General features: G+C 64.5%; 20 protein-coding genes and 2 pseudogenes. 9 read left to right on the top strand and 13 right to left on the bottom strand.

Going from position 1 to position 23,007, the window contains the following annotated elements:
• Positions 1–16: 16 nt before the first annotated feature.
• The 3 genes from QUH67_RS20995 to QUH67_RS21005 are packed head-to-tail and all read right to left on the bottom strand — an operon-like array spanning position 17 to position 3,050.
• Positions 17–1,381 carry an ATP-binding protein gene (locus QUH67_RS20995; protein ID WP_300940878.1) on the bottom strand — a complete coding sequence of 455 codons (1,365 nt, stop codon included), beginning with the start codon at positions 1,379–1,381 and terminating at the stop codon, positions 17–19.
• Positions 1,378–2,313, bottom strand: coding sequence for a histidine kinase dimerization/phospho-acceptor domain-containing protein (locus QUH67_RS21000; protein WP_300940880.1), 936 nt, complete (start codon positions 2,311–2,313; stop codon positions 1,378–1,380). The genes QUH67_RS20995 and QUH67_RS21000 overlap by 4 nt, the downstream gene beginning before the upstream one ends.
• Positions 2,310–3,050 (bottom strand): response regulator, encoded by a 741-nt coding sequence (locus QUH67_RS21005; RefSeq protein ID WP_300948119.1) that lies wholly within the window; start codon positions 3,048–3,050, stop codon positions 2,310–2,312. Before QUH67_RS21005 ends, QUH67_RS21000 begins: the two co-directional genes overlap by 4 nt.
• Positions 3,051–3,972: 922 nt before the next feature.
• Between QUH67_RS21005 and QUH67_RS21010 the strand changes: the two genes are divergently transcribed.
• Complete coding sequence (locus QUH67_RS21010) at positions 3,973–4,536, top strand: hypothetical protein (RefSeq protein ID WP_300940882.1); 564 nt, start codon at positions 3,973–3,975, stop codon at positions 4,534–4,536.
• Positions 4,537–4,867: 331 nt separating this feature from the next.
• Here the strand turns inward: QUH67_RS21010 and QUH67_RS21015 are convergent, their stop codons facing one another.
• Positions 4,868–5,776, bottom strand: a complete 909-nt coding sequence (locus QUH67_RS21015) for a helix-turn-helix domain-containing protein (protein WP_300940883.1) — start codon at positions 5,774–5,776, stop codon at positions 4,868–4,870.
• A 122-nt stretch (positions 5,777–5,898) separates the two neighbouring features.
• Here QUH67_RS21015 and QUH67_RS21020 point away from each other — a divergent pair, with 122 nt between their 5' ends.
• From QUH67_RS21020 to QUH67_RS21045, 6 genes and pseudogenes are all read left to right on the top strand, one after another.
• Positions 5,899–7,173 (top strand): amino acid ABC transporter substrate-binding protein, encoded by a 1,275-nt coding sequence (locus tag QUH67_RS21020; protein ID WP_300940885.1) that lies wholly within the window; start codon positions 5,899–5,901, stop codon positions 7,171–7,173.
• 27 nt (positions 7,174–7,200) lie between these two features.
• Positions 7,201–8,070 (top strand): branched-chain amino acid ABC transporter permease, encoded by an 870-nt coding sequence (locus QUH67_RS21025; RefSeq protein ID WP_300940887.1) that lies wholly within the window; start codon positions 7,201–7,203, stop codon positions 8,068–8,070.
• A complete protein-coding gene (locus QUH67_RS21030) occupies positions 8,067–9,011 on the top strand; it encodes a branched-chain amino acid ABC transporter permease (RefSeq protein WP_300940889.1) in 945 nt (314 codons plus the stop codon). The genes QUH67_RS21025 and QUH67_RS21030 overlap by 4 nt, the downstream gene beginning before the upstream one ends.
• Positions 9,008–9,757: an ABC transporter ATP-binding protein gene (locus tag QUH67_RS21035; protein WP_300940891.1), complete on the top strand. Its 750-nt coding sequence runs from the start codon at positions 9,008–9,010 to the stop codon at positions 9,755–9,757. Before QUH67_RS21030 ends, QUH67_RS21035 begins: the two co-directional genes overlap by 4 nt.
• Positions 9,750–10,226 (top strand): annotated as a pseudogene (locus QUH67_RS21040) (ABC transporter ATP-binding protein); the annotation flags it as partial. The gene QUH67_RS21035 and the pseudogene QUH67_RS21040, both read left to right, overlap by 8 nt.
• 279 nt (positions 10,227–10,505) lie before the next feature.
• The gene (locus QUH67_RS21045; RefSeq protein ID WP_300948120.1) at positions 10,506–11,957 is read left to right on the top strand and encodes an aldehyde dehydrogenase; all 1,452 of its coding nucleotides are present in this window, start codon (positions 10,506–10,508) and stop codon (positions 11,955–11,957) included.
• Between the two features lie 109 nt (positions 11,958–12,066).
• On the opposite strand, the gene QUH67_RS21050 is transcribed toward QUH67_RS21045, so the two are convergent.
• The 6 genes from QUH67_RS21050 to QUH67_RS21075 form a co-directional block, all read right to left on the bottom strand.
• Positions 12,067–12,858: a TonB family protein gene (locus tag QUH67_RS21050; RefSeq protein WP_300940892.1), complete on the bottom strand. Its 792-nt coding sequence runs from the start codon at positions 12,856–12,858 to the stop codon at positions 12,067–12,069.
• A complete protein-coding gene (gene exbD, locus QUH67_RS21055; protein ID WP_300940894.1) occupies positions 12,855–13,316 on the bottom strand; it encodes a TonB system transport protein ExbD in 462 nt (153 codons plus the stop codon). The genes QUH67_RS21050 and exbD overlap by 4 nt, the downstream gene beginning before the upstream one ends.
• Before the next feature lie 3 nt (positions 13,317–13,319).
• Positions 13,320–14,267: a tonB-system energizer ExbB gene (exbB, locus tag QUH67_RS21060; RefSeq protein WP_300940896.1), complete on the bottom strand. Its 948-nt coding sequence runs from the start codon at positions 14,265–14,267 to the stop codon at positions 13,320–13,322.
• Positions 14,264–14,953 carry a Fe2+-dependent dioxygenase gene (locus QUH67_RS21065; RefSeq protein ID WP_300940898.1) on the bottom strand — a complete coding sequence of 230 codons (690 nt, stop codon included), beginning with the start codon at positions 14,951–14,953 and terminating at the stop codon, positions 14,264–14,266. The genes exbB and QUH67_RS21065 overlap by 4 nt, the downstream gene beginning before the upstream one ends.
• Before the next feature lie 2 nt (positions 14,954–14,955).
• Positions 14,956–17,373 carry a TonB-dependent receptor gene (locus QUH67_RS21070; RefSeq protein WP_300940900.1) on the bottom strand — a complete coding sequence of 806 codons (2,418 nt, stop codon included), beginning with the start codon at positions 17,371–17,373 and terminating at the stop codon, positions 14,956–14,958.
• 238 nt (positions 17,374–17,611) lie between these two features.
• Positions 17,612–17,866, bottom strand: coding sequence for a hypothetical protein (locus QUH67_RS21075; RefSeq protein WP_300940901.1), 255 nt, complete (start codon positions 17,864–17,866; stop codon positions 17,612–17,614).
• Between the two features lie 96 nt (positions 17,867–17,962).
• Here QUH67_RS21075 and QUH67_RS21080 point away from each other — a divergent pair.
• Positions 17,963–18,097, top strand: a pseudogene (locus tag QUH67_RS21080) (IS481 family transposase); the annotation flags it as partial.
• Between the two features lie 45 nt (positions 18,098–18,142).
• Here QUH67_RS21080 and QUH67_RS21085 read toward each other — a convergent pair.
• Positions 18,143–20,431, bottom strand: a complete 2,289-nt coding sequence (locus QUH67_RS21085; RefSeq protein ID WP_300940902.1) for an arylsulfatase — start codon at positions 20,429–20,431, stop codon at positions 18,143–18,145.
• A 139-nt stretch (positions 20,432–20,570) separates the two neighbouring features.
• On the opposite strand from QUH67_RS21085, the gene QUH67_RS21090 reads away from it, so the two are divergent.
• Positions 20,571–21,215: a TetR/AcrR family transcriptional regulator gene (locus QUH67_RS21090; RefSeq protein WP_300940903.1), complete on the top strand. Its 645-nt coding sequence runs from the start codon at positions 20,571–20,573 to the stop codon at positions 21,213–21,215.
• Here QUH67_RS21090 and QUH67_RS34985 read toward each other — a convergent pair.
• Both QUH67_RS34985 and QUH67_RS21095 read right to left on the bottom strand, forming a co-directional pair.
• Positions 21,210–21,344 carry an SEL1-like repeat protein gene (locus QUH67_RS34985; RefSeq protein WP_407080469.1) on the bottom strand — a complete coding sequence of 45 codons (135 nt, stop codon included), beginning with the start codon at positions 21,342–21,344 and terminating at the stop codon, positions 21,210–21,212. The genes QUH67_RS21090 and QUH67_RS34985 overlap by 6 nt on opposite strands.
• 175 nt (positions 21,345–21,519) lie before the next feature.
• A complete protein-coding gene (locus QUH67_RS21095; RefSeq protein WP_300940904.1) occupies positions 21,520–22,281 on the bottom strand; it encodes a spermidine synthase in 762 nt (253 codons plus the stop codon).
• Positions 22,282–23,007: the final 726 nt, after the last annotated feature.

Below are 23,007 nucleotides of genomic sequence, written 5' to 3' on the forward strand. Positions count from 1 at the left end.
TCTGCATATCCACCCCTCACCCCGAAAACTCTACCCTCGCCTCCAGCCCGCCGCCGGCGCGATTGGCGAGCGTGAGCGTGCCGCGGAGTGCGGTGACGAGTTGCTGGGCGATGGCGAGGCCGAGGCCGGTGCCGCCGGTTTCGCGGTTGCGCGAGGCCTCGACGCGGTAGAACGGCAAGAATACCGACTTCAGATGTTCTTCGGGAATGCCAGGGCCGCGGTCCGATACGGTGATCGCGATGCGGTTCGACTGCAGCGCATCGATGGCGACTTCGACGTCCTCGCCGAATTTCAGCCCGTTATCGATTAGGTTGATCATGATGCGGCGCAAGGCCTGCGGGTGTGTGAGAACCGTCACCCCGCGCTCTCCGGAAAAACGCAGCGATTTTCCGGCGTCGGAATAGTCGCAGACGAGGCTGTCGATCAGGGCGTGCAGGTCGGTCTGGCACCGTTGCCCGGCGATTTCGTCGCGCCCGCGGGCCAAAGCAAGGCCCTGCTTGACCAGCGTCTGCATTTCCTCCAGGTCGCCCTGCAGCTTTTCCCGGGCGTCGCCGTCACCAAGGAAATCGGCGCGCAGCCGCATGCGCGTGATCGGGGTTTGAAGGCGACGCGAGATTCCCGCCAGAATCTGGATACGTTCCACCGCTTGCTCGGCAATACGCCGCTGCATGGCGTTGAACGCGGTAGCGGCGCGCACCACTTCCTTGGGGCCATCCTCGGGGAGCGGCTCACCGCGCAAATCCGAGCCCAGGCTATTGGCCGCGCGCTCAAGGCGCGCCAATGGCCGCGTCGCCAATTTCACGGCAATCCACGTGAACAAGGCGAGAAAACAGAGCTGAACGGTGAGCGCCACCGGCAACCAGGACGAAACCAACGTCGGCAACAAAGGCAAAGCGGCTTTCTTCGGTGCGGCGAATTCGAGCATCAGCGGTGTGCCGTCCTTCAGGTGAAGGAGCCAGCCCAGTCGCCGTCGACCCAGCGGATCGAGATAGAAGACTGATTTCGCGTCGTGACCGTCTCCCATCATGGCCCGCAAACGCACCAGGTTCTCTTGCCGCCGTCTGGGTGGCACCGGTTCGATCTCTCCCCCATCTCCAAGAACATCTCTGACAACGTATCGATATCCAGGTCGAGCGAGTCGTTCGAGCCAAGCGGGCTGTTCTTCAGGCTTGACCCGGTCGAGGATGGCGACCGCCATCGCGATGGACCTCATGAAATAGTCATCCGATGACTCGTTGCTGGGGCCGAAGACATTGAGGGCAACCAGGCCAAAGGACAGCACATGTGCAGCCAGCAGTCCGACGAACAGGATGATCGCTAGCCGGCGGAACAGTGAGTCCGGCCAAAGACGCGCCGCCATCCGCCGAAAGCGGGCGCTCATGACGGCTCCCGCGATGCTTCGACGGCGACATGCGCGGTGGCCGTCGGGCCAATGCCGTCGTAATCCCGCGCCAGGGCGAGGCCCTGCTTGACCAGCGTCTGCATTTCCTGCAGGTCGCCCTGCAGCTTTTCCCTGGCGTCGCTGTCACCCAGGAAGTCAGCGCGCAACCGCATGCGCGTGATCGGGGTCTGAAGGTCGTGCGAGATCGCTGCGAGAATCTGGATTCGTTCCGCGACCTGCTCGGCAATGCGTCGCTGCATGGCGTTGAGCGCGGTAGCAGCGCGCGCCACTTCCTTCGGACCATCCTCTGGGAGCGGCTCGCTGCGGCAATCCGAGCCCAGACTGTGGGCCGCGTGCTCGAGGCGCGCCAGCGGCTGCGTCGCGAGCTTGATGGCAAGCCAGACGAAAAACGCGATAATGCAGAGTTGGGCGGCGAGCGCCGCCGGCAACCAGGGCGAAATGACCGGCCCCTGCCAAAAGATCTCGATCGTCACAGGGCTACCGTCCTTCAGGTGCATGCGTATGCCCCGTCGCAGTCGCTGCGGTGGATCGAAGTGGACAAAATTCGCGTCGTGGTCGGGCCCCAGCGCGGCCCGCAAACGCGCGATATTCGCCTGCCGTCGTTTGGGTGTCTCCGCTTCCAGCTCTCCCTCATCGCTGAGAATGTATCGCCAATGGCGTCGAGAGAGGCGGTCAAGCCAAGCGGGTCTTTCTTCAGGCTCGACGTGGTCGAGGATAGCGACCGCGTCCGCGATGTCCCCAGCCGCAAATTTACTCCCCAACTCGTCTTCGATGGCGAGGCGGTCGAGAGCGATCAAAACAAAGGCCAGCACATGGGCAGCCACAAGGCCGGAAAACAGGATGATCGCGAGCCGGCCGAACAGGGAGGCCGGCCAAAGACGCGCAGCCATCCGCCGAAAACGGACGCTCATGACGGCGCCTGCAACGCTTCGACGGAGACCGCGAAGACGTAGCCTTCGCTGCGCACCGTCTTGATGTAGGACGGCTCGCGAGCGTCGTCGCCCAATCGCTGCCGAAGGCGGCTGACCAGAAGGTCGATCGACCGATCGAACACTTCGGCCTCGCGGCCTTGCGTCAGGTCGAGCAGTTGATCGCGATTGAGGACATGGTGCGGGTGATCGAGAAACACCCGCAACAGCCGATATTCGGCGCCGCTCAACGAGACCACGGTCTCGTGGGCGTCGACCAGGCAACGCCCGGCCGTATCGAGCTTCCATTCGCCAAACCGAAACAGGCGGGCTTTCTCCGATACCGCAAGGTTGCGTGGCAGCATCTCGGCCCTGCGCAAGACCGAGCGAATTCGTGCCAGCAGCTCGCGCGGGGCAAACGGCTTGGTGAGATAGTCGTCTGCCCCCATCTCGAGGCCAACGATCCGGTCTGCTTCATCGCCACGCGCCGTCAGCATCAGGATCGGAATGTCATAGGATTGATTCGCGCGCAGGTTGCGGCAGAGCGTAAGGCCGTCGTCTCCCGGCAGCATGAGGTCGAGCACGATTAGATCGATCCGGTGGTTTGCTAGAGCCTCGCGCATCTGCCGGCCGTTGGCCACCGTCGTGACCCGATAGCCGTGACCGACAAAGTATCGGTCCAGCAGCTCGCGCAAACCCAGATCATCGTCGACGACGAGAATATGGTCTGGAGTCTCCATACACGCCAGAGTACCCAACCGCCGCGGCAAGCGACATCCCATTTTGTAACGTATTGTATCGTGCTGCCGGTCCGACATAGAAAATTTCAAAACCGGCACGCCCGGAAATTTGCGGGATACATCGAACACTTCCAGTGAAGCCTACGATGTCGATGGACCCGGGCGAAGGACATGCTCGCGCTGCCAACTGAGGCCGGGGACGGCGTTTATTTCCATATTTGGGAGAACGGGTCGTGAGAATGTCATCAAGCTTCGTCGCGCCGGCAGCGGTCGCGATCCTGTCATCTGCGCTGTTGTGCGGCCTGAGCGGCCCGGCCGCCTCGCAAACCACGCCAATCTCCACGCTTCCCAGCGTCACGGTCACGGCGCCGGAGCAAAGGGCGAGGCCGCCAGGGAGGCAGCAGCAGCGGGCAAACACCGGTACAGCTCTCCGCAGAGGGTTAGCGAGCCGGACCACGGCTCAAACAGCGGGCGGGACGCCGTCGGCTGCGCGGGGTCCTGTCATGGCGAAGCTTGCCCGGCTGGAGAGAGAGGCTAGCAGTTGCAACGATGGCTGTGAAACAAGTTTCAAACGCGGCAAGGACCCCTGGGTCGGGTGCAGCGAATCCGCGGGATACTATTCAGTTTTCTCGGCAACCTGCAAAGACACACTCACACACAGGGACTACGTGCAATGCGTGGAAACCAAGATGTTCCTAGGCATGGACCGACAACGAGTCTGGTGGTACTGCACCGGCATGCTGAATGGGGGAAAATTCCGGATCACCGCGGAAAATCGAAACAGGTAGCGCAGGCGTTATCGGGGCTTGCTGGCGGACAGCGGAAACCCGTCTGTCATTTGTTGGCGGAAATGCCGGTTGGATGCGCGACAGGGTATCCGAGGCGAGGACGACATTTACTTCCGGATTTGGGAGAACGTGTGATGAGAATATCATCGGGGCTTGCCGTGTCCTCAACTCTCGCTGTCCTGTCGATCGTATTGCTGAACGGCACGGCAGTATCGCAAACCGCAACAGGCCCTGCCAGCCAGCTTCCCGGCATCACGGTCGTGGCGCCGAAGCCGGTGGCAAGGCCGCAGCGTCCGGGGTCAGGCACCGCCGGGGCAAACAGGGTTGCAGCTCGCCCGACTTCGCCGGCCTCTCAAACGCCATCGACGTCCGCTCAAAAGCCGGCGCCCGGTTCAGTGTTGGCGAGGATTGCCTTGCTCGAGAAGACCTCCAGCAATTGCACCGACGGTTGCCAGACCAGCTTCAAATACGGCAACCAACCCTGGAATGGATGCTCCACGTCGGGGGATTTTATTTTATCGACGACGTGCAGAAACGGACGCAACTACAAAACCTACCAGGAGTGCAGGGAAACCGGAATGTTCTTGGCCTGGAAGCACTATGAGGTGTGGTGGTATTGCAGCAGCCTGCACGCCGCAGGCAAGCTTTCCGGGGAGAAGCAGCAGGTCGCCGAACTGAAGCGATCAGGGCGCCGCTAGTCGATACCGGTGCCGATACCGAGCCTCAACTCATTTCCGATAGCCGGCCAGGTCAGTCTTGGAGAACAGCCGTGCGGAGATGAATCCGATGTGACGGGGCTCGCGCCAAGTGGTTGGCTCGTCGAGCTACGCCTGGCGGAACGGCAAGCTGATCCCAGATTCTTCGCGGTCGGAACGCTTGCGGCAGGTGATGCGGAAGAGGCTATCCTGCGCTATCCCGGTATCGTTCGGGAAGACAAGCGAACCGCGCTGCGCCCCCTTTCCGACCAGGAGATCGCGTGTCTGAGACTGCGAATGCATGGCGTGAGGCCGTATATTCTGCACCTTTAGTTTACGGCCACGCCGCATACGACGGCCCACTCCGCGCGTGCTCCAGCCTGATCTGCCGGCGGTAGTTTCCCGGCGACGCCCCGCGATACTTCCGAAAGAAGCGGTTGAAATACGCCGGATCGCGAAAGCCCAGGCCGTAGCCGATCTGCTCGACCGGGAGATCGAGCTGCTGCAGGCGGGTGCAGGCTTCGCGGAGCAGCCGCTCGTGGATGATCGCGCGCGGGCCGCAGTTTTTCTCGCGCTGGCAATGGGCGTGCAGCTTGTCGGAGGTGACGCCGAGCGCGTTCGCGTAGCGCGCCACCGGCCAGCCGTCGCGGTAATGCAGTTCGACCATCTGCAGGAAATTGCCGACCAGCGCCGGACCGCCGCGCGCGGCCACTTCGTTGCGATCGTTCTGCGGGGTGCTGAGGCGCCAGAGCTGCAGGCACAACAGCAGCCAGTGCGAGGAGATCAGCGTCGCACCGCCAAAGCCCGGGGAGCGCAACTCGGCTACGATGGACGAACAGGATTGCACGATGCTGTCGAGGGCCGGCGGCAGCGCCTCGCTCGCGATCAGAGCCACGCGCTCGCTGCTGCGGCGCAAATGCAGCGCCTCGGCATGGCCGGCGACGATCTTGATCAGGAAATCATCGTCGACCGACAGCAGATGGCCATGCGCGCCAGGCCCCACCTCAATCATCGCATCGAGGCTGCCCGGCAGCCAGAGCAGCGCCGGGGCTTCCAGCGCGACGGTGGTTCCGTGCCAGGACGCACGGCCGCGATCCGATTGCAGCAGCAACAGATGCGCGCGGTGTCCTGATTTCTGGCGGATCGCCCACGATCGCGCGGCCAGATCGGCCGAAAAGGTCTCCGCGCGCACCGCCAGTGCGACGCCGACCGGCAGCCCATTGAGTCCTGATGATGCCGCCATCCGCGCGCCTCCTGAGACAATCCGCCGCCCGTAAACCCAAGGTTTTGCCAGAAAAGTACAATCATTCCCCGGTTTCGTCCAATTCCAAGCCTCCCGCCACCTCCCCTAGGGTCAGGACGATCATGAGCGCCAGTTCAATGGCGCCGGACGACACACACCGGGAGGAGACCATGACGACATTCCTGACGCGACGCGCCGCCCTGCTCGCCGCCGCCACCTGCGCCGCCACGCTGGGCCTTGTGGGCGCGGCCTACGCCCAGAACTCGATCAAGATCGGTTACGCCATCTCGCGCACCGGCCCGAATACCGGCGGCGCTGCCGTCACCACGATCCCCAATTACGAATTGTGGGTGAAGGAAGTGAACGCGGCCGGCGGCATCAAGCTCGGCGACAAGCGCGTGCCGATCGAGGTCGTGCAATATGACGACCGCTCCAACGCCGAGGAAGCGGTGCGGGCGCTGGAGCGGCTGATCAACCAGGACAAGGTCGATTTCATCCTACCGCCCTGGGGCACCGGCCTTAATCTGGCGGTCGGGCCAACGCTGAACCGCGAAGGCTATCCGCATCTCGCCGCCACCGCCGTCACCGACCGCGCGCCGGAACTCGCAAAACGCTGGCCGAACAGTTTCTGGCTGCTCGGCACCTCGGCCGATGCCGCCAAGACGCTGGTCGAACTGCTGACCAAGCTGCGCGATGAAAAGAAGATCGGCGACACGGTGGCGATGGTCTCGATCGCCGACGGCTTTGGCATCGACCTGTCGAGTGCGGCGCGGCCGGCGATCACCGCCGCCAAATTCAAGCTCGCCTATGACAAGAGCTATCCGATCGGCACGCAGGACCTCGCGCCGATTGTCAACGAGGTCAAGGCGCTCAATCCCGACGTCTTCATCGCCTTCAGCTATCCGCCGGACACGCTGGCGCTGACCGAGCAGGCGCGGATCGCGGGCCTCAATCCGAAAGTGTTCTACACCGGCGTCGGCACGGCCTTCCCGCTCTACAAGCAGAAGTTCGGCAAGAACATCGAGGGTGTGATGGGCATCGGCGGCTGGAGCGGCGACAGCCCCGCCATCAAGGATTACCTCGCGCGCCACAAGGCTTCTGCCGCCAACGGCGCCGAGCCGGATCGCTGGGCCAGTGCCGTGACCTATGCCAGCCTGCAGATGCTGCAGCAGGCGATCGAACGCGTCGGCAAGGTCGACCGCGCCGCCGTGATCAAGGATCTGCAGACCGGCTCGTTCGATACCGTGATCGGCAAGGTCAAGCTGGAGAACAACATGCCGACGCGCTACTGGTGGGTCGGCCAGTGGCAGGACGGCGAGTTCTACGGCGTGGCGCCGTCGAAGAACGAAGGCGCGCGCGCTGCGATCGTGCCGAAGCCGGCGTGGGTGGCGCCGTAACGTCACGCAGACGCGGCCGGTCTTGCCATGACCAACGCCATCCTGACCGGCCTGATGCTGGGCGGCATGTATGCGCTCGTCGCCATGGGGCTCACGCTCCAGTACGGCGTCGCGCGCATCATGAACCTGTCCTACGGCGAGTTCCTGATTGCGGCGGCCTTTGCGTCGCACTGGCTGTTCACGGGCTGGGCGATCAGCCCGTTCGTCGGGCTGGTGCTGGTGGTTCCCCTCGCCTTCGGGCTGAATTATGCGATCTACAAGGTGCTGTTGACGCCGCTGGTGCGTCGCGCCCCCAACCGCGACGCGCTGGAGGTCGACAGCATTCTGGCCACCTTCGGGCTGACCTTCGTCATTCAGGGCGCGATGCTGGCGATGTTCGGCGGGGCCTATTACAGCTACTCGTTCCTCGCCTTCCCGGTGCAGTTTCTCGGCGAGACCGTGGCGGCCAACCGCCTCGCCGCGCTCGGCATCACCATCCTGCTCGGCTTGTCCCTCTATCTGGCGCTGACCCGGACCCGGGCCGGCACGGCGGTGCGCGCGGTGGCCGTAGATCCCTTTGCGGCGCAGCTCGTCGCAATCAATGTGCCGCAGGCCTCCGCGATCACCTTTGCGCTCGGCGGCGCGCTGGTGGCGGCGGCCGGCGTGCTGGTCTCTACGTTCCTCACCTTCAGCGCGTCATCCGGCGTGGTCTTCACCATGAAGGCGCTGATCGTCGTGGTGATGGGCGGCGTCGGCAACATGATGGGCTGCCTGGTCGCCGGGCTGGCGCTGGGGCTCAGCGAGGCGCTGGTCGCGTCCTATGTCGATCCCGGGTTGACGCTGGCGGTCAACTTTGCCCTGTTTCTCGCCGTGCTGCTGGTGAAGCCGGCCGGCCTGTTCGGCAGGGCGACGCGATGACCGCGCGAACCGCAGGCCTTGCAATCCTGGCGCTGGCGGCGTTTGCGCTGCTGGCGTTCGTGCCGCGCCTCGGCAATCCCTATTATCTCGCGCTCGCCATCAGCCTGCTGCAATACACCGTGCTGGCAACGGCCTGGGGGATGTTCTCCGGGCCGACGCGCTATGTTTCGCTGGCGACCACCGCGTTCTTCGGCGTCGGGGCCTACACGGTGGCGGTGCTCGGCGAGATATTGCCGTGGCCGGTGGTGCTGTTGATATCGGCGGGGCTCGGCGCCATCGTGGCCGCCCTTGTCGGGCTCTCGACGCTGCGCCTGAGCGGCGTCTACTTCGTCATCTTCACGTTCGGCCTGACCGAACTGATCCGCCAGCTCGTGGTCTGGTTCGAGGTCAACAAGTCGCGCGTGCTCGGGCGCTATGTCTTCGTCAACATCACCCAGGCCGATATCTACTGGCAATTGCTGGCGCTGACCGCCGCCGTGTTCCTGCTGGGCTGGCTGATCGCGCGCTCGCGCTTGGGCTTCGCATTGCGGGTAATCGGCGAGGACGAAACGGTCGCAAAGCATTGCGGGATCGATACGACGTTCGCCAAGGTCGCCTTGTTCACGATCAGCGCCACGGTGATGACGCTGGCCGGCGCGATCATGGCGCCGCGCTGGACCTATATCGAACCGTCGATCGCCTTCAATTCGATGATCTCGTTCCAGGTGCTGATCATGGCGCTGCTCGGCGGCGCGCACCGGCTGTGGGGACCGGTGCTCGGCGCCGTGCCGCTGACGCTGTTGTTCGAACTCTTGAGCGCGCGGTTTCCGAACACGTTTACGATCATCCTCGGCTGCATTTTTCTCCTGATCGTCTACCTGCTGCCCCGCGGCGTGGCGGGACTGTTGGAAAAGCTCGCGGCAACGCCGGGCGACAAGGCCACGCAACGGGTGGCCGCATGACCGGGCCAAGCAACACGGCCGTGCTCGAAGTCGACGGCCTGCGGCGCGCGTTCGGCGGGCTGGTCGCGGTCAACGATCTCGGCTTTGCCGTCGAGCACGGCGAGATCATGGGCCTGCTCGGCCCCAACGGGTCCGGCAAGACGACCGCGCTCAACCTGATGTCCGGCGTGCTGCGGCCCGATGCCGGCTCGATCCGACTGGGTGGCAAGGACATCGCGGGCCTTGCCGCGTACCGGATCGCGCGGCTCGGCCTGGCACGAACGTTTCAGCTCGTCCGCGTGCTCGACGGCATGGATTGCCGCGAGAACATCCGCGCCGGGCTGGCGTTCCAGAAGCCGCATCTGCCCACGGCCGAATCCGAGGTGCGGATCGATACGCTGCTCGACCGCGTCGGCCTCGCCGGGCACGGCCGGCGGCCGGCGGCGGACCTGACCTATATCGATCGCAAGCGGCTGGAGCTTGCCCGTGCGCTGGCCGCCAGGCCGCGCCTGCTGCTGCTCGACGAATGGCTCGCCGGCCTCAATCCATCCGAACTCATGATCGGCATCGCGCTGATCAGGTCGCTGAAGGCCGACGGCATCACCATCGTGCTGGTCGAGCACGTCATGAACGCGGTGCGCGCGCTGTGCGACCGCTGCGTGGTGATGAGCGGCGGCCGCAAGATCGCCGAAGGCGCAACCGCCGACGTGCTGAGCGATGCGGCGGTCGTCAAAGCCTATCTCGGCGGGGTGGCCGCCGATGCTTGAGGTGAAGAATCTCAGCCTGGCCTATGGCCTGCATCGCGCGCTCGACAATGTCGCGCTCGATGTCGGGCGCGGCGAGATCGTGACCATCCTCGGCGCCAACGGCGCCGGCAAGACCTCGCTGCTGAAAGCCGTCGCGGGCGTGGCGCGGGCGCTGCCGGGCAAGCAGGTGCGGCTCGGCGGCCGCGATATCTCCGCACTTCCACCGCACGAGATCGTCGAAAGCGGGCTGGCGCTGGTGCCGGAAGGGCGCGGCATTTTTGGCGAGCTGACGGTGAAGGAGAACCTCCTGCTCGGTGCCAACCCGAAGCGCGCCCGCGACGGCGAGGCCGCGCGGCGCGAGACGGTACTCGCCCTGTTTCCGCGCTTGAGCGAACGCGCCGGCCAGATCGCGCGCACCATGAGCGGCGGCGAACAGCAGATGCTCGCCATCGGCCGCGCGCTGATGTCCAACCCGGATATTCTCCTGCTCGACGAACCGTCGCTCGGGCTGTCGCCGGCCATGGTGCATGAACTGTTCGCGACCCTGCGGCGGGTGCGCGAGGCCGGCGTCGGCCTGCTGCTCGTCGAGCAGAACGCGCAGGAAAGCCTTGCCATCGCCGATCGCGGCTATGTGCTCGAAAACGGCGTTATCACCGGCCACGGCAGCGCCGCTCACCTGAAGTCCGATCCTGCCGTCCAGCGCGCCTATCTCGGCGGTCCGCCGCCGGCCGCTACACCCTCACGCAACGTCACGTCCAAGGAGAAAGCCATGCACGAAATCACGCTGCTGCTCGAGAGCAAGGATGTCCCGGCGTCGAACGGCGCGACGTTCGATCGGCTCAATCCCGTCACCGGCGATATCGCCAGCCGCGCCGCGGCGGCGCAGATCGCGGATGCGAAGCGGGCGGCCGACACGGCCGCCGCCGCCTTCCCGGCGTGGTCGGCCACCGGCCCGAATGCCCGGCGCGCGATCCTGCTGAAGGCTGCCGACCTGCTGGCAGCGAAAGCCCCGCAGTTCATCGAGCTGATGGCGGCCGAGACCGGGGCGACCGCCGGCTGGGCCGGCTTCAACGTCCACCTCGCGGCCGGCATGCTGCGCGAGGCGGCGTCGATGACCACGCAGATTTCCGGCGAAGTCATTCCCTCCGACAAGCCGGGCTGCATCGCGATGGCCATCCGCCAGCCCGCCGGCGTGGTGCTGAGCATGGCGCCGTGGAACGCGCCGGTCATTTTGGGCGTACGCGCGGTGGCGCTGCCGCTGGCCTGCGGCAACACGGTGGTGCTGAAGGCGTCCGAAATCTGCCCCGGCACGCACCGGCTGATCGCCGAATGCCTGCGCGACGCGGGCCTGCCGCCCGGCGTGCTCAACGTCATCACCAACGCGCCGGAAGACGCGCCGGCCCTGATCGAAATGCTGATCGGCCATCCCGCGGTGCGCCGGGTCAATTTCACCGGCTCCACGCGCGTCGGCCGCATCATCGCGCAGGTCGCGGCCAAATATCTCAAGCCGGCGCTGCTCGAACTCGGCGGCAAGGCGCCGATGATCGTGCTCGACGATGCCGATATCGATGCGGCAGTGGCCGCCGCGGCGTTCGGCGCGTTCATGAACCAGGGCCAGATCTGCATGTCGACCGAGCGCCTCGTCGTCGACGAGAAGGTCGCCGACGCGTTCGTGACCAAGCTCGCGGCAAAGGCCGGATCGCTGGTCGCCGGCGATCCCCGCAAGGGCAACACGCCGCTGGGATCCTTGATCGGCGCCGATGCCGCGGCGCGCATCCAGGCGCTGATCAATGACGCCGTCAGCAAGGGCGCCAAGGTGGTCGCCGGCGGCCGCAGCGAGGGCACGCTGATGTCGGCGACCGTGATCGACGGCGTCAACTCGTCGATGCGCATCTATAACGAGGAATCGTTCGGTCCGGTGGTATCGATCGTGCGGGTCAACGGCGCGGACGAAGCGGTGCGCGTCGCCAATGACACCGAGTACGGGCTCTCCGCCGCCGTGTTCGGCCGCGATATCGCCCGTGCGCTGGAAATTGCCAAGCGCATCGATTCCGGCATCTGCCACGTCAACGGCCCGACGGTGCACGACGAGGCGCAGATGCCGTTCGGCGGCGTCAAGGCATCGGGTTACGGCCGCTTCGGCGGCAAGGCCGGCATCGCCGAATTCACGGAATTGCGCTGGATCACGATCGAGACCGGACCGCAGCATTATCCGATCTAGGAAGAAGCGTAGGTGCCAGCCAACGACGATAGCCGTTTGTTGTTGCCACTGTTTCCCGGGGTCGCTTCGCTCACCCGGGCTACAAGCTACGAGCCTGGCGTCAGCGCGCTCAGCCCTTGGTCTTGACGCGGAAGATCACGGGCAACGTGAAAGTCAGGCCTTCGTCGGCGATGACGGGGGGCGGCATCGGCACCGGGTCGGAGCGGCGCACCATCGCCAGTGCGGCCTCGTCGAACGCCGCATCCCCCGAGCCCTTTTCAATATCGGTCGCGAGCACATGGCCCATGCGGTCGAGGGTGAAGCGGATCTGGATCTCGGCGGATTTCTGCTGGCGCTCCTTCGGGTAGCGCTTGTGCTTGTCGAGATGCGCGACCAGCTCCTTCTGCCAGGTGACGCGCGCGCGCCTTGCGCTCTCGCCGGAGCCGATCACGGGCGCGACAGACTTCGGCCCTTCCGGGATCACTTCCGAACTCGGCGTCGCGGTGGCTTCGGCGGCAACCGACTCGGTGGACGCCTGGGTCTGCACCGCCGCGATCTTCGGATCATCCTCCTGCGGCTTCTTCGACTCGGTCTCCGTCACCAACCGGTCGGCCTCGTCCTGTTCGGTCGGCTTGTCCTGCGGCAGGTCGGTTTCCTTGACCTCGGCCTTCTGCTCGTTGAGCTGCGGCGACGCCGCGGAAGCGTCGGTGTCGGGGCCGGGCGGCAGATCGGTGACTTCGCGACGCACCGCCGCCATTTCAAGACCGACCTCGATCGCCGTGGCGCCCAGCGCGTCGTCGGACTCTTCAGCCTGCAACTGCACGATCGCCAGCGCCGCGCCGCCGGCATGCAGCGCGAGCGCGATCACCGCGGCGAGGACCCAGAGCCGCCGGGACGGTTTGTGATCGTCGAGACCGGTCAAGGCTTTGCCGGCGCCGCTTGCGCCGCTGTGTCCGGAACGCCTTCCAGCGCCACCAGCTTGATCTTGGAGTAGCCGCCGGCGCGCAGGATTTCGAGAATGTCCATCAACTCGCCATAAGGCACGGCGCGGTCGGCGCGCAGGAAGACGTGCCGCTCCTTGGTCATGTCGGGCATCGTATCGAGCGAGCGCACCAGGTCGACGCGCTTGACCATGTTCTCCCCGATCGCCACCGAAAGATCCGGCTTGATGCTGACATAGGTCGGCTTGTCCGGCTTCTTCTGCGGGCTCGCCGTCGAGGTCGGCAGGTCGATCGGCAGGTCGACGGTCGACAGCGGTGCCGCCACCATGAAGATGATCAGCAGGACCAGAATGACGTCGATGAACGGCGTGACGTTGATCTCGTGCGATTCCGCGAAATCGTCGTCATCGGCATCGTTATCTGCGAGTGACGCGCCCATGGCCTACTCCGCTGCGCCGCGGCTGCGCTGGCCGCCGCTGACATGAGTACCGGAGACATGGGTGCGGTCGAGGTCGCGCGACAGCAGCCGCCCCGCGGCGCCCGATGCGCGGTTGACCAGTTCGAGGTAGCCTTTGGTCACGCGTGAGAAGTGATTGTAGATGATGACCGCTGGGATCGCCGCGACCAGACCGATGGCGGTGGCGAGCAGCGCTTCGGCGATGCCGGGCGCCACCACGGCGAGGTTTGTGGTCTGCGATTTCGAAATACCGATGAAGCTGTTCATGATGCCCCAGACGGTGCCGAACAATCCGACAAAGGGCGAGGTCGCGCCGATGGTCGCGAGCAGCCCCATGCCGAGCCGGACCCGCCGGGCCTCGGCGCGCATGATTTCAGCAAAACTGGAGGCGGCGCGCTCCTTGATACCGGCGTCGCTCGAGATGCCTGCCGACAGCCGCGCCTCGCGCATCGCCGCCGCCAGGAAGGACGCCAGCACGGAGCCCTTGGAGCCCAGCGCGAATTGCGCTTCCGCCAGCGACCGCGCGTCGGCGATCTTGGTCAGCGCCGAGCGCACTTTGCGCTGAACCACGCTCAGCTCGAGCATCTTGGCGATGAAGATCGTCCAGGTCACCAGCGAGGCAAAGGCAAGGCCGAGCATCACCGCCTTGACCACGATGTCGGCCGATTTGAACATCGTCCAGGGCGACAATTCCTTCAGTTCGGCGGCGGCGGCCTTCAGCGATTTGGCCTCGCGCTCGGCCGGCGTGGCGGCATCCGAAGGCACAGCCGGCGCCGCCTGGGGCAGCGCGGCCGGAGGTTGTGCCGGAGCCTGCTGGGCCACAGGCGTCTGCTGGGCCAAGGTCTGAGCGACAGCCGGCGCCGCCAGCTGTGGCATCGCCAGCGCGCAGACCACTGCAACCGTCATCGCGCGAGAAAGAGACATGTTCATCATACTTCGGCCCAATAGCGGATCAGGTTGTGATAAATACCGGTCAATTTGACCGTTTCGGGGTCGTCCCTTCCCAGCCGCTCCACCAGGGCCTGGATCGAGGTATCAAGATCGAAGATCAGACTGCGGGCGTGGGCATCCCGTACCATGCTCTGCAGCCAGAAAAAAGACGCCACACGCATACCTCGTGTGACGGGCGTGACCAGATGCAAGCTGGACGCAGGATAAAGCACGAGGTCCCCGGCCGCGAGCTTGATCTCGTGGGAACCATAGAGATCCTCGACCACCAATTCGCCCCCATCATACTCGTCCGGCTCCGACAGAAACAGCGTCACCGACAGGTCGGTCCGGATCCGCTGGCCGGTGAGGCGATCTCCCCTCACCGCGTTGTCGACATGGAGGCCGAAATGGTGCCCGCCGGAGGCCGCGTAGCGATTAAATAGCGGCGGAAAGATCTGCAGCGGGATCGCCGCCGAGATGAATCGGGGGCTCGCGGTCAGCGCCGACAGCACGCGGTTGCCGAGCGCACGCGCAGGCTCGCTGTCCGGCGGCAGCTGCTCGTTGCGCTTGACCATGGCCGATTGGGCTCCGGCCGTGGAGCGGCCGTCCTCCCAGGCGGAGGCGTCCATGATGCGGCGGAAATCCGCCACATCATCCTTGCTGAGGACCTCAGGGATACAGACCAGCACGCTCAGAACTTCGCCGAGGTGACGAGATAGAACGCCCGCCCCGGCGCCACTGCCACGAACGGCGTCGCGCTGCGGTAGAGCGTGTCGTAATAGAGCTTGTTGGTCAGGTTCTGCGCGTAGAGCTTTATGGTAAAGTTCTTGTCGATCTTCTTTTCGACGAACGCGTCGAAGCGCCAGTAGCTCGGGAGCTCGTTGCCGGTATTGGCGCCAAAGGTGCCGCCATAGATCTTTGAGCGGTAGACCGCCTGCCCGCCAAGCTCCCAGCCGCCGTCGAACTTGTACTTGCTCAACATGCTGAAGGATTCATGGGCGATGTTGGCCATCTGCAGGCCGAGGTTGGCAGCGTTCCCGCTTTGCGTGACCTTCGAGCGCATCAGCACCAAGCCACCGAAGACGCTCCAGCGGTCGGTGATCTTGCCACTGACCTCGAGGTCGATACCCTCGACCTGATAGGCCGCGCCCGAGGTTAGGGTGCCGTTGACGGTCTCGCGGGCATTGTCCTTTTCGGTATGGAACAGCGCGCCGGTCACCAGCAAATGGCGATCGAACAGCTCCCACTTGGTGCCGATTTCGGCGGCCTTGTTACGTTCGGGGCCAAGAATGACGGCGCCGTTTGGCGGAGCGCTGCCGTAATCGGTGCCTGTGGCGTCGAGTTCGGAGCCGAATGGATTGGTCGAAGTCGCGTAGGCCGCATAGAGGCTTCCGATCGGCACCGGCTTGAAGACGGCGCCGACGTTATAATTGATGAAATCCGAGTTGACCTTGGCGGTTGCCGTGTTGTTCGACGATCGCAGGTCGTAGCCGTCGTAGCGCACACCGCCGTTCAGGATGATGGTGTCCTGCCAGTTGGCGGTGTCCATGACATAGAGGGCCTTGCTGTCGACATTGTAGCGCGTTGGATTTCCGATCAGCGACGGAAGGGTGTTGAACGGAAGGAACGTGTAGCTCGGCGCGTAGATCGACTGGTTCGGCAAGGCGCCGCTGCCGGGGGCGCCGGGTCCAAACGCTTCCGACGAAAGGCCGGTGTAGCGATCGATCCCGATACGCTCGTTGGAGACTTCGAGCCCGACCACCGACGTATGCTTGACCGATCCGGTATCGAACTTGAACGTCGCCTCTTCCTGGTTCGCCAGGATGTCGACCCACTGGTTGCGGCTCTGCGGGCTGGCGGTGAACCTCCAGTCTCCAGGGTTAGGAAGCACCGTCTGCGGCGAGTTCGGCAACGTGCCGATATAGGCCAGCAGCGAGTGCTCCGCGCGCGTGCGGCTGGTCAGCGTGATGCTGTCGGTGACCTTGTACTCGCCCGTCAACGTGCCGAAATCCTGCCGCGCGGTCTGGAAGTCGCGATTGACGAAGCCGTACCAGTTCTGGCGCGGGATGCCTTTCACCTCGGTGACGGGCGTGTTGCCCTGCCGGTACCAGGGCACGCCGAAATCCGGCAGGCCGCTGAGGTCGGTGTGGACGTAGTTCGTGGTGATCTTGATGTCGTTGGTCGGCGTCCACTTGGTCGAGATGAAACCGCCCCAGCGATCATCGGTGACGTAGTTGCGCCCCGCCACGTTGGCATCCTGGAACATGCCACCGGTTCGAATCGAAAATGTCGGAGAGATCACCTGGTTGACGTCGAGCGTGATGCGCTTGGTGTGGTCGGTGCCGAACGTGCTGTCCGCATTGTAGAAGTTGCGGTCACCGGCCTGCTTGGTGACGATGTTGATGGCGCCGCCGGCGGTGCCGCGGCCGGCATAGGACGAGGCCGGGCCGCGCAAAATCTCGATCTGCTCGGTGAAGAAGTTCTCGCGGATCGAAACCGCGGGATCGCGGATGCCGTCGATGAAGACGTCGTTGCGCGCGTCGAAACCGCGGATGAAGAAACGATCGCCGAACGCGTTGCCGCCTTCGCCCGATCCCAGCGTCACGCCGGCGGTGGAGCGCCCGATCTCGCGCAGCGAGGTGATGTTCTTGTCGGCGAGCACTTCCTTGCTCATCACTGTGATGGTTTTGGGCGTGTTGAGCAGCGGCTCCGGGAATTTGCCGGACGCCTGGACGCGGTCGACCTTGTAGGGCGCCGCGGCATCCGCATAGGGATTGCGATCGGCGGCGCCGAGGCTCCCCGCATTCGGGAACGGCACCGGGGCGGCCTGCGCCGGCTGCGCGCGGCGGGCGGCGCGGCGCAACGCGGTGCGGGCGCGAACCTGGTCCGGTGAAGGTTTTGACGCGGCGGGACGCGGGCGCGCCACCGGGGCATCGACCGTCACCGGCGGGAGATTCGACTGCTGCGCTTCCGCGCCGGAGAACGACGCGACCGCAATCAGCCCCGCGACCGCGGAAACCTTCTTGCCGGAATTGTTCTCGATGACCTGGCCGACCGAGTCGATCGCCCCCCCCAAACGTAGCGACCTCGGTGCCTTTACTTTGCTCATGTTGCGCGCCCCTGATTGAAATCTCGACAGGCGCGCATCTTGACGCGCGACAACCCGTCTCATGCCGGTGCTATCGAGCGTGGAAATCGGGGTCAATGCGACGGCGGCAACACAGCGTTCTAATCGCGCGAGTTGAAAGAGATTCTAATCTGCAGTTTGTAGGCGTTCTAAACTAAGCGATTAAAATCGTTCTAAAAGAACGATGGGAAATATCTGCGGGGACATATGATGGATATCATCAGCCCTGCGATGATTCATCGGCGCTGGGCGGCTTCATCAGCGAAAACAATTCGTCGACCGTCGACTGCGCGACCTGGCGCACGCGGTCGGTGTTGTCCATGCCTGATATGTTGACGCCGCTCACCACCGCTTTGATCTCGTCGCGGAAGCCGGTGAGAAAGCGTAAGGGATCGGGTTGCTCGTTCGCGACACGCGCGATCAGTCCCGTGATCAGGATCTGGCACGCCATCATGCGTCCGTTCAGTTCGTCCATTCTGCATCCCCGATTATTCACCGTCGTTGCGCGCGATATGGACGACATCGATCCCGCATTCAACCCCGCGCGCGAGCGGTGCCTTTGACGGCGACACGGCTCGCCATCCGGCCGCTCGATCGCGACGGCAACTACGGCATCTTCTTTGCCAGCTGGCAGGTCGCATCAATCGACTTGACCAATGGCCAACCTGTCAGCGATGTGTCCGAACAGGTATCAGCCATGTCTCCGGACGAAACATCGAGCCGGGCGGTGACGATCGAGCTCGGAAGAAGCCTACTGCCTCGCCATCTCCGCAGCCGCCACCCCCTCGCCATCCAGCTTCTGGTCGTCGTGCATGTCGACTGTCACCTTCAGCAACCGCCCGGTGAATTCGAACGGCGCCTCGTAATGCGAGACCGGGCTGGAGCGGTCGCGGCCGATGTCGAGACCGGACCACGAGATGAAATTGTTGAAGGCGAGCTGGGTCTGGATCGCGCCGGCCGGCTCGCCGTCGATCAGCAGCGTATATGCGGTGACGCCGGTGCGGGAACCTTTGGCCGGCGGCTCCTTGCGGATCATACGCTCGACATGCACGCCGAGCCGGTGCGCACCTGCCGGCACCTTGCGGGTCGAGGTCACGATCTCGTGGCCGCCGCCGATGTTGAGATCGTGCACCAAAAGGCCGTCCTTGATGTAGAGGCTGTAGCCGGAAGTGGCGTCGCCATGGGCGATCAGCACGCCTTCTGCACCATCGTCGCCGATCTCGACATGGGCCTCGATGGTGTAGCTGCGGCTGCGCACGTCGGGCGCGACGTCGGTCGGGACGTGCCCCATGCCGGCGTGAAAGGTGAACTTGTTGCGCGCGCCGTGGAAGCGCGCGGCGTTTTCCGCGAACCGAGGCCCGAACCGGTCGTCGAGCGGCAGCACATTGCGCTGCTCGGCCTCGCGCCACCACAGTTTGATCATTGCCTCGAGCCGCTCGGGCTCCTGCGCCGCCAGATCGTTGGTCTCCGCAAAATCCTGCGCCAGATGAAACAGCTCCCATGTGTCGTTCTCGAACGGCGTGCCGGACGGATGGAAGGAAACCGCCTTCCAGCCGTCGTGCCAGATGCCGCGATGCCCGAACATTTCAAAGTATTGCGGCGAAGACTTTGAGGGCGCGGCAGGATCGGCAATCGAACGCGCAAAGCTTTCGCCTTCGAGCGGCATCTGCGCGATGCCGCCGATTTCGGCCGGCGGCGCGATGCCGATCAGTTCCAGCAGGGTCGGCGTCAGGTCGCAGGCGTGAACGAACTGGTGGCGCACCTCGCCCTTCGCGGCGATTTTCTTCGGCCAGTTCATCACGAAGGGATCGCGGATGCCGCCGCCATGGGTGTTCTGCTTGTAGCGGCGCAGTGGCGTGTTCGACGCCATCGCCCAGCCGTGCGGAAAATTGCTGTGCGAATCCGGGCCGCCGATGTCGTCGATCCGGCGCAGTTTTTCCGCGACCGGCTCGGGGCGGAAATTATACGGCCCCATCGCATTGACAAAACCCCACGGCCCGCCCTCCTGGCTCGCGCCGTTGTCGGACAGCACCAAAACCAGCGTATTGTCGCGGATCCCTGCGGTATCGAGGAAGCCGATCAGCCGCGCCAGATGCCGGTCGGCATGGTCGAGCATGCCGGCGAAGGCGGCCTGCAGCCGCGTGAACACGCGCCGTTCGTCGGCGCTGTACTCGTCCCACGCCTTCACGCCGTCATTGCGCGCGGGCAAGCGGGTTTCCTGCGGCACGATCCCCATCGCCTTCTGGCGTGCCATGCGCTGCGCGCGCTCGACGTCCCAGCCATGGGCGAACATCGCGTCATAGCTCTTGATGATGTCCATCGGCGCCTGGTGCGGCGCGTGACAGGCACCGAGCGCCACCCAGGTCAGCCATGGCACGTCGGGACGGTCGGCGGTGTGATCGGCAATGAAGCGGATCGACTGGTCGACCAGGTCGGACGTCAAGTGGTAGCCGTCGGCGTAGATCCCGGGCGGATCGATATGGGTGTTGTCGGAGACGAGTTCGGGCGCGAACTGGTCGGTCTCGGCGTCGAGAAAACCGTAGAAGCGGTCAAAACCGCGGCCGAGCGGCCAGCCGTCGAACGGCCCGGTGGCGCCGCTTTCGGTCAGCGGCGTGACGTGCCATTTGCCGACCATGTAATTGCGATAACCGTGCGGCCGCAGCATCTCGGCCAGCGTGCCCGCCTCGCGCGCGATCTTGCCGCGATAGCCGGGATAGCCGGAGTCGAAATTGGCGAGACAGCCGACGCCGACCGAATGGTGGTTACGGCCGGTGAGCAAAGCCGCGCGCGTCGTCGAACACATCGCGGTGGTATGGAAGCCCGAATAGCGCAGCCCTTCGGCGGCGAGCCTGTCGATGGTCGGCGTCTTGATCGCCGAGCCGTAGCAGCCGAAATCGGAGAATCCGACATCGTCGAACAGCACGACGAGAATGTTGGGCGCGCCCGCCGGCGGCTTGGCTGACTGCGGCCACCATGGCTTCGATCCGGCCACCGTCTTGCCGATCGTGCCGCCGAACGGTGTTGCGCTGCCTGCCGCCATGCCTTCCTCCCGTTGAGTGGAAGCGACCCGCGGTTGATCCGCCGGTTCGCCGGGCCATGGCGACGCGCCGCCGGCGCATTGCCACAAACCATAATCCGAATTATGATTATGATTAAATCCGACGGAGACGCAAGTTCCGATGCAGCGACCGGCCGAACTCGACCTTCCCGGCGTCACCCCGTCGCGCCAGCAGCGCAGCCGCGAGACCACGGCCGCCCTGCTCGCGGCCGGCGCACAGATGCTGCGCACCCACAGCCTTGCGGAGTTGTCGATCGAGGCGCTGTGCCGGCAGGTCGGCGCCACCGTCGGCGCCTTCTACAGCCGGTTCGAGAGCAAGGAGGCGTATTTCAACGCCCTGATGGCGCTTGCCGCGCGCGACGGCGAAAACAGGCTCTCCCGGATGAAGCAGGACCAGCGGCTGACGGAAGCCGACCTCGCCGGGCTGAGCCGCCTGCTCGTGCGCGGCACCATCGGCTGGATCCGGAATCACGAAGGCGTGCTGCGCGCCGCACTTCAGCACGACGACACCCGGCCGGACCGCTGGTCGACCTTCAAGGATCTGGCGCGCGCCAATGTGGCCAACGCCACGCCGGTCCTGCTGCGGGTCATGGGCCCGGGCCGCAAGGCCGCAAAGACCCGCGCCATCGCGTTCGGTTTTCAGGTGGTGCTGGGAACGCTGGTCAACGCCATTCTCAACAATCCCGGGCCGCTGTCACTGTCGTCGAAAGAGATGGAGACGCGGCTGGCCGATTGCCTGTTGCTGCTGCTCCAGGCCGAGCTATGAGAGTCCTTCTTCACGAAGGATCTGGTTCGCCCTCTCGTCCCCGAGCGCTGCAGCCTTTCTGAGCCAATAGATCGCACGTTCGCTATCTTTCGGCGCGCCGTTGAGACCATGGAAACAGTTGACGATCATCTCCCAGATGGTCGGCAAATGGCCGGCCTCGGCGACATACTGCTTCAGATCAAAGGACCTGCAATCCCGGTCATCTCGCAAGCTGCCCAGCAGCCGGCGCTTGTCTCATTGGTAGCGCGAGCATTGCATGGCCGGTTTGCGTCGGCAAGTTAGCGTCAGCAGATGCGCGTGACGCTCAATCGGCGGGCGTCGCATCAACGACGACACGCGGCGACGGCAAGTCCGCTTTCACAGCCACGTAGACGGTATTGCTGACTTCGTTGTCGCCGCGCAGGTCGTCGAAGGTGACGACATGGGATGCTTGGGTCGCAAACACGCTCGCCAGAGCACGCTCAAAAGCGCCATCCGGCGGATCGTTCGACCAGAGCGCGAAAACACCGCCTGGATTGAGATGACTTGCAAGCCGGGCCAGCCCTTCCGGCTGGTACAGCGCGGCGTGGCGCGGATGCAGCAACTTGTCCGGCGAGTGATCGATATCGACCAGCACGGCATCGAAACGCCGGCCCTGTGAACGATGATCGAACCCTTCGGTGGAGGACGACATCGCGAAGAAGTCGCCGTTGACGAAACGGCAGCGCGGATCGGCCGTCAGTTCCTTGCCGAGCGGAAGCAATTCCTGCTCGTGCCATTCGATGACCTCGGCAAGCGCGTCGACTACGATCAGGGATCGCACGCCGGCATTCTCCAGCACCGCGCGTGCGGTGTAGCCGAGCCCGAGGCCGCCGACCACCACGTCGAGATCCGCATCACCGAGCGCCGCCAGCCCGAGCCGGGCCAATTCGACCTCGGCCGCGGTGAACTGGCTCGACATCAGGAACTCGTCGCCGAGCTTGATTTCGTAAACGTCGATATCGGACATCGGCCGCCGTCGGCGCCTCAGGCTCAGCACCCCCATCGGCGTCGGGCGGAAATCCAGTTCTTCGAAAGAAAGACTCATCCGCCGCGTCCTGACCGTGGTCTGCACCACAAAATGACCCGGGATTTGCCGGCCCTCTTGCAACAACGCCATCCCCGCGCGCTTGCCAAGGGCGGGAGGTAGCGGGTAGAAGGGCGCCAGATCGCCGGATCTTGCGAGTCCGGCCACGAGCGATTGCCCGGATGACGATCTAAGATGCTGATGTCATTGAGCAATTCTTGGGGAATGGTGTAACGGTAGCACAACGGCTTTCGGCCTAGGCCGTTGAAATCCCACACCTAGTTTTGCAACCCCCCTACATTTTGATCCGGCTATTTCCGGCCACTTCCGAGACGTTTGCAAAACTCTTCTCGTTGTCTAAGCGTTGAGCAGCTAGCAAGGCGTTGCCATCCAGCCTGCTAGAATTACCGAATGGAAACTTCTCGAAGCGGTGGAAGCTGGTAGAGCGCGCCGACTCCATCGAGGTTCAGGATTTGGCCAGCCCAACGCGATCCTTTGTTTATTTCTCCGACGATCTGTGGCGCTGCGTTTTCTGTCCGGGCTCCGAGCCCAGGACGAACGCAAGTCCGCGACCGCACGCCCGCGATCTTCACTGAGTCGGACACGCACGGGCCCACGCCGAAAGTGGTGATGGCAGGCTTTATCGGCATGCCATCCAAGTGGGAGCGCTTCGATAGCGGCTCGCAAAACTTCAGAGGCGCCACGGCTTCAGCACCTTCCGCTCGACCGAGCTTAAAAGCCGCAGAG

It is taken from the genome of Bradyrhizobium roseum (genome assembly GCF_030413175.1).
Classification (GTDB): Bacteria; Pseudomonadota; Alphaproteobacteria; order Rhizobiales; family Xanthobacteraceae; genus Bradyrhizobium; species Bradyrhizobium roseum.

What these genes read in the sequence shown, in the direction of transcription:
- QUH67_RS21085 (WP_300940902.1), bottom strand. Translation starts at nt 20,431, where the DNA reads ATGGCGGCAGGCAGCGCAACACCGTTCGGCGGCACGATCGGCAAGACG.
- QUH67_RS21020 (WP_300940885.1), top strand. Translation starts at nt 5,899, where the DNA reads ATGAGCGCCAGTTCAATGGCGCCGGACGACACACACCGGGAGGAGACC.
- QUH67_RS21090 (WP_300940903.1), top strand. Translation starts at nt 20,571, where the DNA reads ATGCAGCGACCGGCCGAACTCGACCTTCCCGGCGTCACCCCGTCGCGC.
- QUH67_RS21010 (WP_300940882.1), top strand. Translation starts at nt 3,973, where the DNA reads ATGAGAATATCATCGGGGCTTGCCGTGTCCTCAACTCTCGCTGTCCTG.
- QUH67_RS21005 (WP_300948119.1), bottom strand. Translation starts at nt 3,050, where the DNA reads ATGGAGACTCCAGACCATATTCTCGTCGTCGACGATGATCTGGGTTTG.
- QUH67_RS21070 (WP_300940900.1), bottom strand. Translation starts at nt 17,373, where the DNA reads ATGAGCAAAGTAAAGGCACCGAGGTCGCTACGTTTGGGGGGGGCGATC.
- QUH67_RS21015 (WP_300940883.1), bottom strand. Translation starts at nt 5,776, where the DNA reads ATGGCGGCATCATCAGGACTCAATGGGCTGCCGGTCGGCGTCGCACTG.
- QUH67_RS20995 (WP_300940878.1), bottom strand. Translation starts at nt 1,381, where the DNA reads ATGAGCGCCCGCTTTCGGCGGATGGCGGCGCGTCTTTGGCCGGACTCA.
- QUH67_RS21030 (WP_300940889.1), top strand. Translation starts at nt 8,067, where the DNA reads ATGACCGCGCGAACCGCAGGCCTTGCAATCCTGGCGCTGGCGGCGTTT.
- QUH67_RS21095 (WP_300940904.1), bottom strand. Translation starts at nt 22,281, where the DNA reads ATGAGTCTTTCTTTCGAAGAACTGGATTTCCGCCCGACGCCGATGGGG.
- exbD (WP_300940894.1), bottom strand. Translation starts at nt 13,316, where the DNA reads ATGGGCGCGTCACTCGCAGATAACGATGCCGATGACGACGATTTCGCG.
- exbB (WP_300940896.1), bottom strand. Translation starts at nt 14,267, where the DNA reads ATGATGAACATGTCTCTTTCTCGCGCGATGACGGTTGCAGTGGTCTGC.
- QUH67_RS21045 (WP_300948120.1), top strand. Translation starts at nt 10,506, where the DNA reads ATGCACGAAATCACGCTGCTGCTCGAGAGCAAGGATGTCCCGGCGTCG.
- QUH67_RS21025 (WP_300940887.1), top strand. Translation starts at nt 7,201, where the DNA reads ATGACCAACGCCATCCTGACCGGCCTGATGCTGGGCGGCATGTATGCG.
- QUH67_RS21000 (WP_300940880.1), bottom strand. Translation starts at nt 2,313, where the DNA reads ATGAGCGTCCGTTTTCGGCGGATGGCTGCGCGTCTTTGGCCGGCCTCC.
- QUH67_RS34985 (WP_407080469.1), bottom strand. Translation starts at nt 21,344, where the DNA reads ATGATCGTCAACTGTTTCCATGGTCTCAACGGCGCGCCGAAAGATAGC.
- QUH67_RS21075 (WP_300940901.1), bottom strand. Translation starts at nt 17,866, where the DNA reads ATGGACGAACTGAACGGACGCATGATGGCGTGCCAGATCCTGATCACG.
- QUH67_RS21035 (WP_300940891.1), top strand. Translation starts at nt 9,008, where the DNA reads ATGACCGGGCCAAGCAACACGGCCGTGCTCGAAGTCGACGGCCTGCGG.